18 protein-coding genes and 1 tRNA gene are annotated in these 17,025 nt (G+C 69.7%); 8 read left to right on the forward strand and 11 right to left on the reverse strand.

Annotated features, from left to right (window positions below):
* Positions 1-2: 2 nt before the first annotated feature.
* The 7 genes from NQ151_RS10730 to dnaK form a co-directional block, all read right to left on the reverse strand.
* On the reverse strand, positions 3-461 hold the full coding sequence (locus tag NQ151_RS10730) for a MaoC family dehydratase (protein ID WP_257528077.1): 459 nt from the start codon (positions 459-461) through the stop codon (positions 3-5).
* Entirely contained in the window at positions 458-1,216 is a 759-nt protein-coding gene (gene fabG / locus NQ151_RS10735; RefSeq protein WP_257528078.1) for a 3-oxoacyl-ACP reductase FabG, read from the reverse strand. The genes NQ151_RS10730 and fabG overlap by 4 nt, the downstream gene beginning before the upstream one ends.
* A 31-nt stretch (positions 1,217-1,247) precedes the next feature.
* Positions 1,248-2,357 (reverse strand): alcohol dehydrogenase catalytic domain-containing protein, encoded by a 1,110-nt coding sequence (locus NQ151_RS10740; protein ID WP_257528079.1) that lies wholly within the window; start codon positions 2,355-2,357, stop codon positions 1,248-1,250.
* A gap of 190 nt (positions 2,358-2,547) precedes the next feature.
* The gene (locus tag NQ151_RS10745) at positions 2,548-2,991 is read right to left on the reverse strand and encodes a heat shock protein transcriptional repressor HspR (protein ID WP_257507324.1); all 444 of its coding nucleotides are present in this window, start codon (positions 2,989-2,991) and stop codon (positions 2,548-2,550) included.
* A 24-nt stretch (positions 2,992-3,015) separates the two neighbouring features.
* Entirely contained in the window at positions 3,016-4,011 is a 996-nt protein-coding gene (locus NQ151_RS10750) for a DnaJ C-terminal domain-containing protein (RefSeq protein WP_257528080.1), read from the reverse strand.
* Positions 4,012-4,024: 13 nt separating this feature from the next.
* Positions 4,025-4,651, reverse strand: coding sequence for a nucleotide exchange factor GrpE (locus tag NQ151_RS10755; RefSeq protein WP_257507322.1), 627 nt, complete (start codon positions 4,649-4,651; stop codon positions 4,025-4,027).
* Between the two features lie 11 nt (positions 4,652-4,662).
* Positions 4,663-6,531: a molecular chaperone DnaK gene (gene dnaK / locus NQ151_RS10760; RefSeq protein WP_257507321.1), complete on the reverse strand. Its 1,869-nt coding sequence runs from the start codon at positions 6,529-6,531 to the stop codon at positions 4,663-4,665.
* A gap of 413 nt (positions 6,532-6,944) precedes the next feature.
* Between dnaK and NQ151_RS10765 the strand changes: the two genes are divergently transcribed.
* The 5 genes from NQ151_RS10765 (at position 6,945) to NQ151_RS10785 (ending at position 11,403) form a co-directional block, all read left to right on the forward strand.
* The gene (locus NQ151_RS10765; protein WP_257528081.1) at positions 6,945-7,673 is read left to right on the forward strand and encodes an alternate-type signal peptide domain-containing protein; all 729 of its coding nucleotides are present in this window, start codon (positions 6,945-6,947) and stop codon (positions 7,671-7,673) included.
* A gap of 69 nt (positions 7,674-7,742) precedes the next feature.
* The gene (locus NQ151_RS10770) at positions 7,743-8,327 is read left to right on the forward strand and encodes a hypothetical protein (protein WP_257528082.1); all 585 of its coding nucleotides are present in this window, start codon (positions 7,743-7,745) and stop codon (positions 8,325-8,327) included.
* Complete coding sequence (locus NQ151_RS10775; RefSeq protein WP_257528083.1) at positions 8,324-9,271, forward strand: hypothetical protein; 948 nt, start codon at positions 8,324-8,326, stop codon at positions 9,269-9,271. The genes NQ151_RS10770 and NQ151_RS10775 overlap by 4 nt, the downstream gene beginning before the upstream one ends.
* Entirely contained in the window at positions 9,271-9,897 is a 627-nt protein-coding gene (locus tag NQ151_RS10780; protein WP_257528084.1) for a signal peptidase I, read from the forward strand. The genes NQ151_RS10775 and NQ151_RS10780 overlap by 1 nt, the downstream gene beginning before the upstream one ends.
* 93 nt (positions 9,898-9,990) lie before the next feature.
* Positions 9,991-11,403, forward strand: a complete 1,413-nt coding sequence (locus tag NQ151_RS10785) for an MFS transporter (protein WP_257528085.1) — start codon at positions 9,991-9,993, stop codon at positions 11,401-11,403.
* Positions 11,404-11,422: 19 nt separating this feature from the next.
* On the opposite strand, the gene NQ151_RS10790 is transcribed toward NQ151_RS10785, so the two are convergent.
* The gene (locus NQ151_RS10790) at positions 11,423-11,965 is read right to left on the reverse strand and encodes a MarR family winged helix-turn-helix transcriptional regulator (protein ID WP_257528086.1); all 543 of its coding nucleotides are present in this window, start codon (positions 11,963-11,965) and stop codon (positions 11,423-11,425) included.
* A gap of 115 nt (positions 11,966-12,080) precedes the next feature.
* Between NQ151_RS10790 and NQ151_RS10795 the strand changes: the two genes are divergently transcribed.
* Entirely contained in the window at positions 12,081-12,899 is an 819-nt protein-coding gene (locus NQ151_RS10795; RefSeq protein ID WP_257528087.1) for a MarR family winged helix-turn-helix transcriptional regulator, read from the forward strand.
* Positions 12,900-12,954: 55 nt separating this feature from the next.
* On the opposite strand, the gene dcd is transcribed toward NQ151_RS10795, so the two are convergent.
* Positions 12,955-13,560: a dCTP deaminase gene (dcd, locus tag NQ151_RS10800; protein ID WP_257507313.1), complete on the reverse strand. Its 606-nt coding sequence runs from the start codon at positions 13,558-13,560 to the stop codon at positions 12,955-12,957.
* A 72-nt stretch (positions 13,561-13,632) separates the two neighbouring features.
* On the opposite strand from dcd, the gene NQ151_RS10805 reads away from it, so the two are divergent.
* A tRNA-Gly gene (locus NQ151_RS10805) sits at positions 13,633-13,706 on the forward strand.
* 276 nt (positions 13,707-13,982) lie between these two features.
* Here NQ151_RS10805 and NQ151_RS10810 read toward each other — a convergent pair.
* Positions 13,983-15,113 carry a M24 family metallopeptidase gene (locus tag NQ151_RS10810; protein WP_257528088.1) on the reverse strand — a complete coding sequence of 377 codons (1,131 nt, stop codon included), beginning with the start codon at positions 15,111-15,113 and terminating at the stop codon, positions 13,983-13,985.
* Here NQ151_RS10810 and NQ151_RS10815 point away from each other — a divergent pair.
* On the forward strand, positions 15,106-15,849 hold the full coding sequence (locus tag NQ151_RS10815; protein ID WP_257528089.1) for a ThuA domain-containing protein: 744 nt from the start codon (positions 15,106-15,108) through the stop codon (positions 15,847-15,849). The genes NQ151_RS10810 and NQ151_RS10815 overlap by 8 nt on opposite strands.
* A gap of 3 nt (positions 15,850-15,852) precedes the next feature.
* Here NQ151_RS10815 and NQ151_RS10820 read toward each other — a convergent pair whose 3' ends face one another.
* A complete protein-coding gene (locus NQ151_RS10820; protein ID WP_257507310.1) occupies positions 15,853-16,734 on the reverse strand; it encodes an SDR family oxidoreductase in 882 nt (293 codons plus the stop codon).
* Between the last annotated feature and the right edge of the window lie 291 nt (positions 16,735-17,025).

Here is a 17,025-nt window from a genome sequence, read left to right on the forward strand (position 1 = left end):
ACTCACTCGGCAGCGACGAGGAGCGCCAGCGTCTCGGCGATCAGCGCGGGCTTGCGAGCCCCCTCGATTTCGACGGTCGTGCGCATCCCCACCCGCACCCCCTGGGCAGTCTCGTCCGCAGAGGTGAGCTCCGTCACCGCCCGCACCCGCGCCCCCGCGCGCACCGGCTGCAGGAACCGCACCCTGTCGAGGCCGTAATTCACCGCCATCGCGACCCCGCCCACCTGCAGCAATCCGTCGGTCAGCCGCGGCAGCAGCGACAGCGTCAGGTATCCGTGCGCGATCGTCCCCCCGAAGGGACCGGATGCCGCCCGCTCGGCATCCAGGTGAATCCACTGCCGATCCTCGGTCGCGTCGGCGAACGCCGCGATCCGCTCCTGCGTGATCTCGAACCACTCCCCCGTCGCCACGGCCCCCACGACCGCGGCAATCGACCCGGGCGACGACACCTGAACGCTCATGCCCGCGGCCCGCCCGCGACGTACAGCACCTGACCCGAGATGAACCCGGCATCCTCGGCCGTGAAGAACGCCACGGCCGCGGCCACGTCGTCGGGCGTGCCGCCGCGCCCGACCGGGATCTCCGCCGCCATCGCGGTCACGAAATCCTCGAACGGCACCCCCATCCGCTCAGCGGTCGCCCGGGTCATGTCGGTCTGGATGAACCCAGGCGCCACGGCATTCGCGGTCACGCCGTACCGCCCCAGCTCGATCGCGAGGGTCTTGGTGAACCCCTGCATCCCCGCCTTCGCCGCCGCGTAATTCGCCTGCCCGCGGTTGCCCAGCGCCGAGGTCGACGACAGGTTGACGATGCGCCCCCACCCGGCCTCGACCATGTGCGCCTGCACGGCCTTGGTCATGAGGAACGCCCCGCGCAGGTGCACCGTCAGCACGGCATCCCAGTCATCCTCACTCATCTTGAACAGCAGATTGTCGCGGATGATCCCCGCGTTGTTCACGAGGATCGTCGGTGCACCGAGCTGCGCCGCAATGCGATCGACGGCGGATGCCACGGCGCTCGCATCCGCGACGTTCGCACCGACGGCGAGCGCACGGCCGCCCTCGGCTTCGATCGCGGCGACGGTGTCGGCGCACGCTGCGGCGTCGAGGTCGAGCACCGCGACGGCGTGACCGGCCGCGGCGAGACGTCGGGCGGTCGCGGCTCCGATGCCGCGCGCGGCTCCGGTGACGATCGCGGTACGGGCGATACGAGTCATGCGGGGGGTCCTTTCGTCGGGCATGGCAGAGTCAGAAGACGATGAGTTGCCGCAGTTCCCCGCCGGCGGCGAGGCGGTCCATCGCGGCGTCGATGTCGTCCAGCCGGATGCGGGAGGTCACCAGCCGCTCCAGCGGTAGCCGGCCCGCGCGCCACAGCTCGATGTACCGCGGGATGTCGCGGGCGGGGACCGCCGATCCCAGGTAGCTGCCGATGATCGTGCGCGCCTCGGCGGTCACCTGCAGCGGCGACACCGTGGCCCGCGCGTCGGGCGCCGGGAGCCCCACGGTCACCGTCGTCCCGCCGGGTGCGGTCAGCGCCACCGCGGTCTCGAACGCGCGCGCGGATCCGGCAGCCTCGATGACGGCCGGCATGCGGATGCCTCGCGCCACGGCATCCGCCGGCGAAAGCGCAGCGACGGCACCCAGTTCCCGCGCGAGGTCGAGTTTGCCCGGCACCGCGTCGACCCCGGTGACGTCGAGCCCCAGCGCGACCGCGACCAGCAGCGCCGCCATCCCGACCCCGCCGAGTCCGACGATCGCGATCGAGGATCCGGATGCGGGGCGTGCGGCGTTGATCACCGCGCCACCGCCGGTGAGCACGGCGCAGCCCAGCAGCGCCGCGATCTCCCCCGGCACGTCCGGCGGCACCGGCACCACCGAGGTGCGGCTGACCACGGCATGCGTGGCGAAACCGCTCACGCCCAGGTGGTGGAACACCGGCTCCGTGGCATCCGTCCCCCGCCGCAACCGGATGCCGCCGCCGACCAGGGTGCCCGCAGTGTTGGCCGCCGAACCCACCTCGCACGGCAGGCGGCCGTCGGTCGCGCAGCCGGCGCACGCTCCGCAGCGCGGCAGGAAGGTCATGACGACGCGCACGCCCGGTCGCAGGTCTCCCACGCCCGCGCCGACCGCCTCGACGATGCCGGCAGCCTCGTGGCCGAGCAGCATCGGCGTCGGACGTTGCCGATTGCCGTCGACGACGCTCAGGTCGGAGTGACAGACACCCGCGGCCTCGATGCGCACGAGCAGTTCGCCCGGGCCGGGCTCGTCGAGCGTGAGTGTCCCGACGGTGAACGGCCGGGATGCCGCGAATGGCGCTGCGGCACCAGACACCTCCAGCACGGCTCCCGTGATCTGCATCCGAACCTCCTCGTTCGCCTGCGGCGGTTCCATCGGGCGATGCCAGCATACCGACTGCGCGGTATGTCGCCAGCACGAAAACTCACTCGCCAGCACGAATACTCACTCGGCAGCACGAATACTCACTCGGCAGCTACGCACGCAGAAGGCCCCCCGCTACGCGAGGGGCCGTCGTACCGGGTGAGTCGGCTCAGTCGTGCTGGTCGTCGTCCGGATGCCGCGGGCGCCACAGCACGATGTCGGTGGCGCGGCGCACCCGCTTGCCGTGGCGCAGCGTGACCACCCCGCCGCTGGGGCCGGCGGCGAACACGCGGGCGCCGGGGCGGTTCTCGATCTCCGCGCGCACGCGGTGCTCGAGGTCGCGCACCTGTCGGCGCAGATCCCGCACCTGGTTCTCCAGCTCGATGATGCGCGAGATGGCCGGCAGGCTCATGCCCTCCGCAGACAGGCGTGCCACTTCGCGCAACTGTGCCACGTGGCGCGTGGAATACCGGCGTGACCCGCCCCGCGTGCGATCGGGCACCACGAGGCCGATGCGGTCGTACTGGCGGAGGGTCTGCGGATGCATGCCCGCCAGTTCCGCGGCGACCGCGATCGCGAAGATCGGGCTGTCCTCGTCGACCTGGTCGTTCACGCGCTCACCTCCCCCGCCGAGCACCTATCCGCGCGCCTTCTGCATGAGATCCGCGCGCGGGTTCTCCTTGGGCTCGAGTTCGTGGAAGCGTTCGAGGGCTTCCCTCGCCTCGCCCTCCAGGTGCGCCGGCACTGCGATCTGCACCTCGGCGAGCAGGTCACCGGTGCCTTTCGCGGTGGCAACGCCCCGCCCCTTGACGCGCAGCACGCGCCCGGAGGGCGTGCCGGGTGCGACGCGCAACTTCACGGGGTCGCCCCCGAGCGTCGGCACCTCGATGGTCGCCCCGAGCACGGCTTCGGTGAAGGTCACCGGCACGGTGACGCGCAGGTTCAGACCCTCCCGGGTGAACACCGGGTGCGGACGCACCGCAACGGTCACCACGATGTCGCCGTTCTCACCGCCGTCGAGCGACGGGCGCCCCCGACCGCGCAGCCGGATCTTCTGCCCGTCCTTCACGCCCGCGGGGATCTTGACCTTGAACGGCTTGCCGTCCTCACCTGCCAGGGTGATCGTCTCGCCCTTGGTTGCGGTGACGAAGTCGATCGTCGTGCGTGCCGTGACGTCGCTGCCCTTGGTGGGACCACCGAATCCACGGAACCCGCCGGAGGTCTGGCCGAACCGGCCGGAGCCGAACCTGCCGCCCTGCTGCTGGTTGAACATCGAGAAGATGTCGTCGAAGTCCTCGGTGGACTGGGTGCGCGGACCGCCCCGGCCATGACCGAACATGCTGAAGACGTCTTCGAAGCCGCCGGCGCCCTGCCCGCTCGCCGTGAAGCGAGCACCAGACCCCATCGCGCGGATCTGGTCGTACTCGGCACGCTGCTCGGCGTCGCTCAGCACGGCATACGCCTCGCTGACCTCTTTGAACTTCGCCTCCGCCGCAGCATCACCCTGATTGGAATCAGGGTGATACTTGCGTGCCAGCTTGCGGTACGTCTTCTTCAGATCGGCATCGCTGACGTCCTTGCTCACGCCGAGGACGGAGTAGAAGTCCTTATCGAACCAGTCTTGACTCGCCATCGATGCCCCCGTCCTACTCGGCCGGAACCGCGACGACGACCTTCGCCGGACGCAGCTCGGTCGTGCCCAGCCGGTAGCCGATCTCGACGACCTCGAGGATCGTCGGATCGGTCGTGCCGGGGGTCGGCGCCTGGAAGATCGCCTCGTGCTGCTGCGGGTCGAACACGTCGCCCGCCTCGCCGTAGCGTTCCACGCCCAGCTTGCTCACGATCCCGCGCAGCTTGTCGGCGACCGCCGACAGCACACTGCCCTCCGTGAGGTCGCCGTGCTTCTCGGCGCGGTCGAGATCGTCGAGCACCGGCAGCAGGCTCCGGGCCACGGAACCGCGTGCCCGCTCCAATTCGACCTCGCGCTGCTCCTCGGTACGACGCCGGTAGTTGGCGTACTCGGCCTGCACCCGCTTGAGATCCACCAGCAGGTCGGGCTCGGCACCCGACTGCGCCGGTGCATCGGCAGCGGCGGCATCCGCGGACTGCGCCGCGGCCAGGATGTCTTCGATGGTCAGTTCGGGTTCGCCGTCGCCGTCCGCAGCGGATGCCGCGGGCTCAGCCCCCTGCGACTCGGGGTCGGAGGCCTGAGCCTCCGACCCCTTGTCACCGGGGACCTCGTCGATCGGTTCTTCGAAGTCCTTGTCGGTCATGTCTGAGATCTCTACTTCTTCTCGTCCTCGTCGTCGACAACCTCGGCGTCGATGACGTCCTCCTCGGGGTTCGGCACTTCGCCGTTGCCCGGGTCGGTCGCCGCCGGGTCAGGGTTCTGGCCCTGAGCCTGGCCCGAGGCGTAGATCGCCTCGCCCAGCTTGCCCTGCGACTGGCTGAGCTTGTCGAACGCGGTCTTCACGGCGTCGTCGTCATCGCCGGCCAGAGCCGTCTTCAGAGCGTCGACGTCACCCTGCACATCCGACTTGACGTCGGCGGGCAGCTTGTCGTCGTTGTCCTTGATGAGCTTCTCGATCGAGTAGGCCAGCGTCTCGGCCTGGTTGCGGGTCTCGGCGGACTCGCGGCGCTTCTTGTCCTCGGCCGCGTGCTCCTCGGCCTCGCGCACCATGCGGTCGATGTCTTCCTTCGGCAGCGACGAGCCGCCGGTGATCGTCATCGACTGCTCCTTGCCAGTGCCCTTGTCCTTGGCGGACACGTGCACGATGCCGTTCGCGTCGATGTCGAAGGTGACCTCGACCTGCGGGATGCCACGGGGAGCCGGCGCGATGCCGGTGAGCTCGAAGGTGCCCAGCGGCTTGTTGTCGCGGGTGAACTCTCGCTCGCCCTGGAAGACCTGGATCGCCACGGACGGCTGGTTGTCGTCTGCCGTGGTGAAGGTCTCGCTGCGCTTGGTCGGGATCGCGGTGTTGCGCTCGATGAGCTTGGTCATGATGCCGCCCTTGGTCTCGATGCCGAGGCTCAGGGGGGTGACATCGATCAGCAGCACATCCTTGCGCTCGCCCTTGAGGACGCCGGCCTGCAGGGCGGCGCCCACGGCGACGACCTCGTCAGGGTTGACGCCCTTGTTGGGCTCCTTGCCGGTCTCCTGCTTCACCAGCTCCGAAACGGCGGGCATGCGGGTGGAGCCACCCACGAGCACGACGTGGTCGATGTCGCCCACCTTGATGCCGGCTTCGCGGATGACGTCCTCGAAGGGCTTCTTGGTGCGGTCGAGCAGGTCCTTGGTGAGGTCCTCGAACTTGGCGCGCGTGATCGTCTCCGACAGCGAGACGGGGCCCGAGTCGGTCAGCGACAGGTAAGGCAGGTTGATGCTGGTCGAGGTGGAGCTGGAGAGCTCCTTCTTGGCCTGCTCTGCGGCTTCCTTCAGACGCTGCAGCGCGATCTTGTCGCCCGAGACGTCGACACCGGTGGTGTCCTTGAACTGCTTGATGAGGAAGTCGACCAGACGCTGGTCCCAGTCGTCGCCACCGAGGCGGTTGTCACCGGCGGTGGAGCGCACCTGGATGGTGGAGAAGTCGTCGTCCTTGCCCACCTCGAGCAGGGACACGTCGAACGTGCCGCCACCGAGGTCGAACACGAGGATGAGTTCGTCTTCCTTGCCGCGGTCCAGGCCATAGGCCAGGGCGGCAGCGGTGGGCTCGTTGATGATGCGCAGCACGTTCAGGCCCGCGATCTCGCCGGCCTCCTTCGTGGCCTGACGCTCGGCGTCGTTGAAGTACGCGGGAACGGTGACCACGGCATCCGTGACGGTGTCACCCAGGTACTGCTCGGCGTCCCGCTTGAGCTTCTGCAGGATGCGGGCCGAGATCTCCTGCGGCGTGTACGCCTTGCCGTCGATCGACTGCGTCTTCCAGTCGGTGCCCATGTGGCGCTTGACGGAGGTGATGGTGCGGTCCACGTTCGTGACGGCCTGACGCTTGGCCGTTTCACCGACGAGCACCTCACCGTCCTTGGTGAATGCGACGACCGACGGGGTCGTGCGGAAGCCCTCGGCGTTTGCGATGACCTTCGGTTCGCCGCCCTCAAGGACGCTGACGACCGAGTTGGTCGTTCCGAGGTCGATTCCCACTGCACGTGCCATGTGTGTTTCTCCTTCGTGTGGATCTGAAAAATCTCGGGGCGACGTCAACCTGAGTCGCGATGACTCAAGGATACGCGACAGGGTTTCCGATGTCAATCGAACTTGAGTCGTGAGGTGTCAAGTTTGGCGGGGCGGATGCCGATGATGGCAGCCGTAGAGAGGGGTCACGGCGGCCCGGTTGGCCCAGAGTCGACCTTTTCTTGGGGATTTCTTGAGGTTCGCGCATCGTGGCTTCTCAGCTCAGCCGACATTGCCCCGATCTTGCGGGTTGCTCGCACAGAAGCGGCACGGGTCTTGCGGTCAGCGGCGAAAACTAGGCAATGCCCAAGCCGACAGGTTCACGTCGGCGTGCCGGGCCCACAAACCCCTCATCCCGAAAACTGCGGCACCGAGCCGCTACGAAGGAAGACATCATGAACAAGACCACCAAGGCCTCCATCGCCACCGCGGCCGGCGTCCTCCTGCTGCTCGGCGGCGGCGGCACGTTCGCCACCTGGAACTCGTCGGCGGACGCCGGCGCCGGCGCCACCATCACGGCAGGCAACCTCATCGTCGAGAACGACGAGGAGAAAGGCGTCTGGACCGCCAACGGGTCCACGACCGCGATCGACATCGGCGAGTACCTGATCGCCCCCGGTGACGTCCTCACGTACACCAAGACGATGCAGGTCAGCGCCTACGGCGACAGCCTGACCGCTGTTCTCGGCCTCACGCCCGGTTCGATCGCCCCGGTCACGGCTGTCCTCCCCGCGACACTCTCCCCGGAGCAGGCAGCCGCCAACCTGGCGCTGGCCGGCTTCCTGACCTCGAGCGCCACCCTCACCCTCACCCCTGACCCGGCTGAGACCGCGGACCCCGCCGAGCCCGCGGACCCCGCCGAGACCGAGGACCCCGCCGAGCCCGTGGTCCCCACGATCACGGCGAAGCTCGATACCGTCGATAACGTCAACGACTTCATCGTCACCCCCGGCAGCACCGGCATGAGCCGCAACGTGACGGTCACGGTCACGATCACCTTCCCCGCCGGCACGGACGGCGAGAACAACGCCGCCAAGACCGGCATGGTGAGCCTCAGTGACCTCAAGGTCACCCTGACGCAGGACGGTGCGACCCCGGCCCCGGCCCCGGCCCCGGCCGCCTAGCGATCCGAGGGCTCGCCTCCACCGGAGGCGAGCCCTTTTTTCCACCCACCACCGCACCGAGGAACCCGAATGTCCCGTCGCAGCACGCGCCACGCCGCCCGGCGGGCCAAGCGTCTGGCGTCGACTCCGACCCGCTTGCTGCTGGCGACATTGAGCACCGTGGCCGTTATCGTGCTCGGCGTCCTCGCCGGGGGCGGGACATACGCGCTGTGGTCCGTATCCGCCCCGGCCGCGGCCGCCACCACTTTGAAGGCAGGGTCGGCCGGCCTGACGGTGACCGACCCGATGCTCGCCGCATCCGGCCTCTACCCGGGACGCACCGTCTTCAGCGGCACCGAAGTGCGCAACACTGGCTCTGTGCCGCTTTCCCTCACTCTGCACGCCACCTCCAGCGCCGCGCCCACCGCATTCACCACCGCCCTGCAGCTGACCGCCGGCACACCCACCGCACCGGGCGAATGCGGCGGCACCCTGACCGCGCCCGCAACGACCAGCGTCGGCGGGGCCGCTGTCAACCTCGTCACCGTCGAACCCGGCGCCACGATCCATCTCTGCGTGGGCCTCAGGCTGCCGCTCGACGCGCCGACCACCGCCGCCGGCGCCGCGGCATCCGGCTTCACACTCACGATCTCCGGGACGCAGGTGCTGCGATGAACCGCCGCCGTCTCGGCCCCATCGCCGCTCTGGTCACTCTCGCGGTACTCGGCGGCTCCGGTGTCGCCGTAGCGGTGTGGACCGCATCCGCCTCGGTCTCGGCTACGGCCTCCTCGACGTCGCCCGCCACGACCGTGGGCCTCAGCGGAGGCCTCAACACCACCTACAGCTTCAACGGGCCGAAGTCCGGCGTTGCCGTGCGTGGCGCGCTGGAGATCACCAACACCGGTGGGGCGCCCCTGACGTACGCCCTCACGAACACCCTCGCCGCCGAGAGCTCGGCCGCCCTCGCGAAGGCGACGGACCTGACGCTGTGGGTCGCGAAAGCCGGCGTTGCCGACCCGTGCAATCAGCCGATCCCGACCACCGGCACGGTCAAGACGACCCTCGCCGAGGTTGCCCCGGCACTCCCCGCCGGCGCCCAGACGCTTGCCGCCGGCGCGAAGGTCACCGTCTGCGTCGCCACGAGCCTCCCCAAGAGCCTCCCCTCGAGCGCCAACGAGGACCTGCCTGGCCAGAAGGTCACCGCGACCTTCGCGGTGACCGGCGCAGTGGCGGGCAGCAGCTGGACAGCCTCTGCGACCGCCACCTCCGTGACCCAGACCGTCTACCGGCTCGGGCCGGTCCGGGCGATCGCCTGCAATGACAACACCGCCTTGAACCTCACCGTTTCCTGGACAGCTCCAGCCAGCAAGCCCACAGGGGCACAGGTGTCGTACCGTGTCTACGATGTCGCAAACCCGGGCGTGGCACTTGGGCCGCAGCCGACCACCGCGACGTCGCTGCAGCTCAGCCCCGACACGTGGAGTCGCAACGGCACCTACCGGATCGCCGTCGAGGCGACAGAATCGCTCCATGGCACGACCTCGAAGGTTGTGGAGACCTCCATCACCCGCGAGCTGGTCTGGTGGGCCTTCTTCGTCCCCGCGCTCAGCTGCGCCTGATGACCACCATGGCCGCGCCCAACAAACAGACCACCGCCGGTGCCGCGCTCAGCTCGCGCCGCGCGTTCCGCGCCTCGCAGGAACGCAGCCTGTGGTACTACCTCAAGGTCTCCCTCGGCACATCCCTGCTCATCCTGACCGCTGCGGTCGCCGTGGCCATCGTGGCCCTGCCCGCTGTGGTCGGCGGAACCGCGCTGACCGTCCTCACCCAGTCGATGGAGCCGGGTCTACCGCCGGGTTCCCTCGTGGTCATCCGCCCCACACCGGTCGATGAGATCGCCGTGGGCGATGTGATCACCTACCAGATCCGCTCGGGCGACACCGCCGTGGTCACCCACCGGGTGACGTCGAAGACCTTCACTGAGGGCGAAGTCACCTTCATCACGAAGGGCGACAATAACGACGTCGTCGATCCGAATCCCGTCAAACCCGTGCAGATCCGCGGCTCGCTCTGGTACAGCCTGCCGTTGTTGGGCTGGATCAACACCGCGCTCAACGGCGACAACCGCGCGATCGTGCTGGCCGTCGTGGCGGGCTCGCTTTTCGCGTACGCCGCCTGGCGGTTCGTCGGCGGCATCAGGGAAGAACGCACCCCTCGTGCCGACGCACAGCCACCGCATGCGTGACGTGGATGCCGCAGCATGCGGCATCCGCTCACATCGCCTCCCCACGCCGAGCGGCGTGGCGCCGTGCGCGCGCAATCACGATAATGTGCGCGCATGAGCACCACGCCCGGCGCGACTCCACACGTGCCCGTCACCGCCGACACCGACGCCTTGCCGCAGGTCATGGGCTTGCAATTGCGTGCCGGGCGCCCCGCACCGCCGCGCACCGTGCTGTCGTGGGCGCTGTGGGACTGGGCGGCGCAGCCGTTCAACACCGTGATCCTCACCTTCATCTTCACGGCGCTGTACCTCACGACGGATTCGTTCCTCCCCGCTGACATCGCCGCCCTTCCGGACGGCGACTCGGTGAAGCAGACCGCGGAGGCGGGGCTGGCGGCCGGTCTCGGCTGGGGGACGACCATCGCGGGACTGCTCATCCTGGCGATCGCGCCGGTGCTGGGCCAGCAGGCCGACGCGGCCGGGCGCCAGAAGCTGTGGCTGGGCATCGGCACCGGCGGGCTGGTCGTCAGCATGGCGCTGCTGTGGTTCGTGGAGCCTGCGCCCGCACTGTTCTGGCTGGGCGTGGCCCTCATCTCGGCGGGAACGGTCTTCAGCGAGATCGCCGGAGTGAACTACAACGCGATGCTCATCGGCATCGCCACTCCCCGGACGATCGGACGCGTCTCGGCCCTCGGGTGGGGCTTCGGCTACCTCGGCGGCATCGTCGCGCTGATCCTCGTGGTCGTCTTCTACATGTCGGACTGGTTCGGCCTGAGCGCTGACGGCGGACTGCCGTTCCGCATCATCGCCATCGGGTGCGCGCTGTGGACGGTGGCGTTCGCCATCCCGATCTTCCTGTGGGTCCCAGAGCCCTCGGCCGGCCGCCCGGAGCGTCGCGTCGGACTGCTGCGCGGATACAAGCTGCTCGTGCGCGACGTGGTGGCGCTGTACCGCTCACCCGTTTCGCGGCCGACCTTCTGGTTCCTGCTGTCCAGCGCGGTCTTCCGCGACGGCCTCGGCGGCGTGTTCACCTTCGGCGCCATCATCGCCGGCCAGGTGTACGGGTTCGAGTTCATCGAGCTGGTGATCTTCGGCATCGCGGCAAACCTCATCGCCGGGTTGTCCACCCTGATCGTCGGGCGGTGGGACGACCGGCTCGGCCCGAAGGTGATCATCCTGTTCTCGCTGGCGGCCATGGTGGTCGCAGCATCCGCCGTCTTCCTCCTGGTGGATGCCGGCACGGTGGTGTTCTGGATCGGCGGGCTGATCCTGTGCGCGTTCGTGGGGCCGGCGCAGTCGGCGTCGCGGTCGTTCCTGGCGCGACTGACCCCTGCCGGCCGCGAGGGCGAGATCTTCGGGCTCTACGCCACGACCGGCCGCGCCGCGAGTTGGATGACGTCGCTGCTGTGGGCGGTGCTCATCAGCCTCGGCGGGGCGACGTCGTTTGGCATCCTGGGCATCGTCGTGGTGCTGGCGCTCGGGTTCCTGCTGCTGCTGCCGGTGAAGGCTCCGCCCCGGGCCGCCTGACCGCCGGGTCGGTCCGGGATCAGCGCTGCGGCCAGGCCTGCGCGAACCGGGTCAAAAGGCGGGCAAGCTCCGCCGCATCGGCATCCGAGAAGTCGGCGAGCGCGGTACGCACCGCCTCGATCCGCTCGCCGCGGAACCCGCGCGCAGCCGTGCGACCCTCGTCGGTCAGCACGATGCGCGTGCGTCGGGCATCGGCGGGGTCGGCCTCCCGGCGCACCAGCCCGAGCTCGACGCCCTGCTGGACCAGCCGGGATGCCCGAGGCTGATCCACCCCGATCCGCTCGGCCAGTTCACTGACGCTGAGTGGTTCGGATGCCTGTGCGAGCGCTTCGATCAGCCGCAGGCGTGCAGGGCCGCCGAAGCGCGGTCCACCCCCGTGCGCCCACGGACCATGCGGTCCGTGCAGGCCGCCGTGCCCTCCGTGCATCCCACCGTGTTCGCCATGAGGCCCGCCGCGTTCGCTCGGGTCGCCCCACGGACCGCGCGGACCGCGGCGCCCTCGAAGTCGGGTGAGGGCCGTGGCGATGGCTTCGGCGGGAGTGGTGGCATCCGATGTGGACATGCCTCGAATTTACATGCTTCTTGACATACTTCCCATTTGCATGTCACACTGCATATACATGTCATTAAACATACATCGCGGCCGTTTGGATGCCGCGTGAAGAGAGGACCTCCCCATGGAGACCACAGAGAACACAGAGCACACAGAGAACACGTCCCCTGCAGACCGCCCGCTGGGCTACTGGCTGCGGGGCGTCGACCGCCTGATCACCCGCGAGATCAACACCGCCCTGGAGTCGGACGGAATCACCCGCCGGGAATGGATGGTGCTGGGCGCGCTCGCGGGCACCGTCGACCTTCCGCCGCAGGTGCGTGAGCGGATCGCCCGGGGCGGCAAACGCGTACGCGTGCTGGCCGACCTCGGCTGGGTCGCCGAAGCCGAGGGCGAATGGTCGCTCACCGATGAGGGCCGCGAGGCGGCCGCGCGGATCGAGCAGAAAGTCCAAGCCGTGCGCGCCCGCGTGGCCGGCGCCGTCACCCCAGAGCAGTACGCCGTCACGATGGACGCGCTCGAGGCGATCGCCCGCGAGTTCGGCGGCATCGAGAGCCTTCCAGCGCCCGGCCGCTTCGGCCGGGGACGGCGCGGCCGCGGGTTCGGATTCGGTCCCGGATTCGGTCGCGGCTTCGGATTCGGCCCCGGATTCGGCCCCCGTTTCGGCGGCGAGGACGAGCACGGCGACCACCACCACGGCTTCGGCAGCGCCCATGGTCACGGACACGGGCACGGGCACGGGCACGGGCACGGGCACGGGCAGCATGCCGGCGAGCACACGCACCGGCACGAATACGGTCACGACGGCCCCCACGGCCACGGCCACGGGCCTTGCGGCCACGGCGACCTCTCCCCAGCGGAGCGCGGCTACGAGCGGGGCTTCGAGGCCGGGTTCGCCGCCGCCCAGCGCGGCAGCGCGCCCGAGGCATCCGACGCCGCCTGAACCGACCACCCACTCGCTCGCGTGGTTTGGGCGCGACCGCGGGCGCCAGCCTGAGTCAGGCGCCGCGGGAGCCCAGGTCGGTCGTGCCGACGTCGGTGCGGTGGAAGTTCTGGGCCGAGCGTGATGCCGTCGGTCCGCGCTGACCCTGGTACCGGTTGCCGTACGGGCCGGAGCCATAGGGACTCTCCGCCGGCGACGACAGTCGGAAGAAGCAGAGCTGTCCGATCTTCATGCCCGGCCACAGCTTGATCGGCAGCGTCGCGACGTTGGACAGCTCCAGGGTGACGTGCCCGGTGAAGCCGGGGTCGATGAACCCGGCCGTCGAGTGCGTGAGCAGGCCCAGGCGTCCGAGCGACGACTTGCCCTCCAGGCGAGCGGCGACGTCGTCGGGCAGGCTCACCTGCTCGAAGGTCGCACCGAGCGCGAACTCGCCGGGGTGCAGGATGAACGGCTCGGCGGCATCGACCTCGATCAGGCGCGTGAGGTCGGGCTGATCCTCGGCCGGGTCGATGAACGGATACTTGTGGTTGTCGAACAGCCGGAAGTAGCGATCCAGCCGCACGTCGACGCTCGATGGTTGCACCATCTCGGGCTGCCACGGGTCGAGGCCGATGCGGCCTCCGTCGATCTCGAGTCGGATGTCGCGGTCGCTGAGCAGCACGCGTCCAGCCTAGCGGCGCGGCCACCCGGATCGCTTTGCTAAGCTGGGGCCCGCGTCGCCTCGGTGACGCATGGGGCTGTAGTTCAATGGCAGAACTTCTGCTTCCCAAGCAGATAGCGCGGGTTCGATTCCCGTCAGCCCCTCCACAGCCCGCACGTGCGACCAAAGGTCGTGCGGGAGGGCTTTCGTGCGGGTGCCGTAGGAAGCGACGCCCCCGGAGGTCGCGCTGCGCCGGAAGCGCCGCACCACCATCTCGGAGTACTGCAGTTCTTCGGAGCGAAACCGCCCGTGGCATCCGAAGTTGCGTAGATCTCCGAAGAACCGGCGCCGGAGGCAGCCCGGCGCCGTCGGGGTTCGGGATCGCGACAGGCCGGGCGGGCGCTGTCAACCCCGCGAGGCAGATGCCGCGCCGTCGCGGGCCATCAGGCAAGCACGGTGAGACCGCGCGGACGGCGGTTGAGCGCGTCGGCCCCGTCGCCGGTCACCACGACGATGTCCTCGATGCGCGCACCCCACCGGCCGGGGAAGTACACCCCCGGTTCGATGCTGAACGCCATGCCGGGGGCGAGCGGGGTGTCGTTCCCGGCGACGATGTACGGCTCCTCGTGCACCGACAGCCCGATGCCGTGGCCGGTGCGGTGCACGAACGCCTCGCCGAGTCCCGCGGCGACGAGCACCTCGCGCGCGGCGGCGTCGACGGCGGCGGCGGTGACACCGGGGCGCACCGCGTCGCGCGCGGCCCGCTGGGCGCGCTCGAGCACAGCAATCGTGTCGGCGATGTCGGGGGCGGGCTGGCCCATCGCGTAGGTCCGCGTGGAGTCGGAGTAGTAGCCGGGAGTCACCGCGCCGCCGATGTCGATCACCACGATGTCTCCCGCAACGACGCCCCTGTCGGACACCTCATGGTGGGGGTCGGCGCCGTTCGGCCCGGAGCCGACGATGACGAAGTCGGCCGCCTCGTGACCCTCCGCGACGATGGCCGCAGCAATGAGGTCGGCGATCTCCCGCTCCGTGCGGCCGATCTGCAGGAACTCCGCCATGCGTCCATGCACCCGGTCGATGGCGTCCCCCGCCCGGCGCAGTGCCTCGATCTCGGCGGGGTCCTTGAGCATGCGGAGCTCCCGCAGCACGGCGGTGGCGAGGATCGGCATCCGCCCGAGGGTGTCGGCGAGCGGGAGCACGTGCAGCGCGGGCATGGCGTCGGCCACGGCGATGCTGCCGGAGCCGCCCCCGACCGCCGCGACGAGGCGATACGGGTCGTCGCCATCGGTCCAGTCGCGCACGGGCAGCCCCAGCTCGGCGACCGCGGACGGGCCGAGGGAGGCGAGCTCGAGCCGTGGCACCACGACGACCGGGCCGGTGCCGTCGGCGGGCACCACGAGCGCGGTCAGCCGCTCGTGCGACGAGGCCGTCGCCCCCACGAGGTACTGCAGATCGGCGCCCGGAGTGATCACGAGGGCGCCCAGTCCGGCGGCCCGGGCGGCGCGGGCGGCGCGCCCGAGGCGGTCGGCGTAGACGTCGGAGGAGAACCGCGAGGGCGTCGTGGTGGTCACGACGACACCCTACGACCGTGGCGCGCCGGGCGGCACGCTCTGCGGCACCGCTACCGTGGGGAGCATCATGCCGAGCTCCCCCACTGCCCTCGTCCTCAGCGGCTCCGGCCGCTACGCCGACCCATGGCATCCGTTCCCCCGCACGACCCCGCTGCTGGCGGCGGCGCTGGCGGATGCCGGGTTCGACACTGTTATCAGCGACGATGTCGACGGCGGGATGGCGCGACTCGATGGCGTCGATCTGCTCGTCGTCAACGCCGGCGACCCCTGGAGCGACGACGAGCGCACCACGACGGCACCGGAGGCATCCGTCCTGGGGCTCAGCCCCGCCCTCGACCGGGGCATGGGTGTACTCGCGATGCACTGCGCCGTGGCATCGCTACGGGATTACCCGGCGTGGGCGCCCGCAATCGGCGGGATGTGGGTGCCGAACGCATCGTGGCATCCGGAGATCGGCGACATCGACATCGCGGCCGGCGAGCTGCCCGACGGCACGACTCTCACCGACTTCACCGTGTTCGACGAGCGGTACTGCCGGCTGCAGCAGTTCGGCGACCGCACGGTCGTGGCGACGCACGAGACGGACGGTGAGCGGATGCCGGCAGCGTGGGTGCGGACCTACGGCCCTGCCCGCGTGGCCGTGGACACGCTCGGGCACGACGAGCGGTCCTACGACTCGGCGGGCCACCGGCGGCTCATCGGGATGCTTGCCCGATGGGCCGCCGGTACCGCCTGACTGTTACAGGTGCTTGCCGCCGGTGACCGGCAGCACAGCGCCCGACGTGTACGACCCGGCCTCGGAGGCGAGGTACACGTACGCACCGGCGAGCTCGGCCGGCTGGCCGGGACGTCCGAGCGGGACATCCTGACCGAACTCCGCGGTCTTCTCCGGGTCCCAGCCGGTCGCCGGGATGAGGGGCGTCCAGATCGGGCCGGGGGCGACGGCGTTGACGCGGATGCCGCGGGGGCCGAGGTCCTCGGCGAGCGCCTCCACGAACGCCACCTGAGCGGCCTTGGTCATCGCGTAGTCGATGAGTCCGGGCGACGGGTTGAACGCCTGCACCGAAGCCGTGACGATGATCGACGCGCCGGGCTCCAGGTGCGGCACGGCGGTGCGAGCGGTCCAGATCATCGAATACAGGTTCGTGCGGAAGACGCGGTCGAACTCTTCGGTGGCCAGGTTGTCGACGCCGCTGCGATCCTTTTGGTAAGCCGCGTTGAGCACGAGGATGTCGAGGCCGCCCAGCTGCGAGATGGTGTCGTCGACGATGCTCGTCGCAAAGGCCTCGTCGCGGAGGTCTCCGGGAAGAGCGACGGCGCGGCGTCCGGCTTCTTCAATGAGTGCGACGGTGGCATCGGCGTCTTCCTGCTCTTCGGGCAGGTACACGATGGCAACGTCGGCGCCTTCACGCGCATAGGCGATCGCGACGGCGCGGCCGATGCCGGAGTCGCCGCCGGTGATGAGCGCACGACGGCCTTCGAGCCGACCGCTGCCGCGGTAGGTCTTCTCGCCGTGATCGGGCTGAGAGAGCGTCTCGCTGGTCAGACCGGGCTGCGTCTCCTGCACCTGCTCCGGGAGCTTCTCGTCCCGGTGCTTGTCGCGGGGATCCTGCATGGTCATGGGTCTCCTTTCGTGGCGTCTTTCGAGCCTGCGACAGGACACGGATACCAAAAAGGGTCTTGACATCCCGCCCCTACGCCCGACAGCGCCGCCGAGTGAGTATTCGTGCTGGCGAGTGAGTATTGGTGGCGTCGAGTGAGTATTCGTGCTGGCGAGTGAGTACTCGTTGCGTACCGCGCCGTGGCATCCGTCGATTCAGTCGTCGCGATCGACTGCATTCGGACGATCCCGGGGCCGTCTGCGACGACCGAGCGTCGCGCGGTACGTTGGCCGGCGCGACGAATACTCACT

Origin of the sequence: Microbacterium sp. zg-YB36, assembly GCF_024623575.2 — a bacterium.
Taxonomy (GTDB): domain Bacteria; phylum Actinomycetota; class Actinomycetes; order Actinomycetales; family Microbacteriaceae; genus Microbacterium.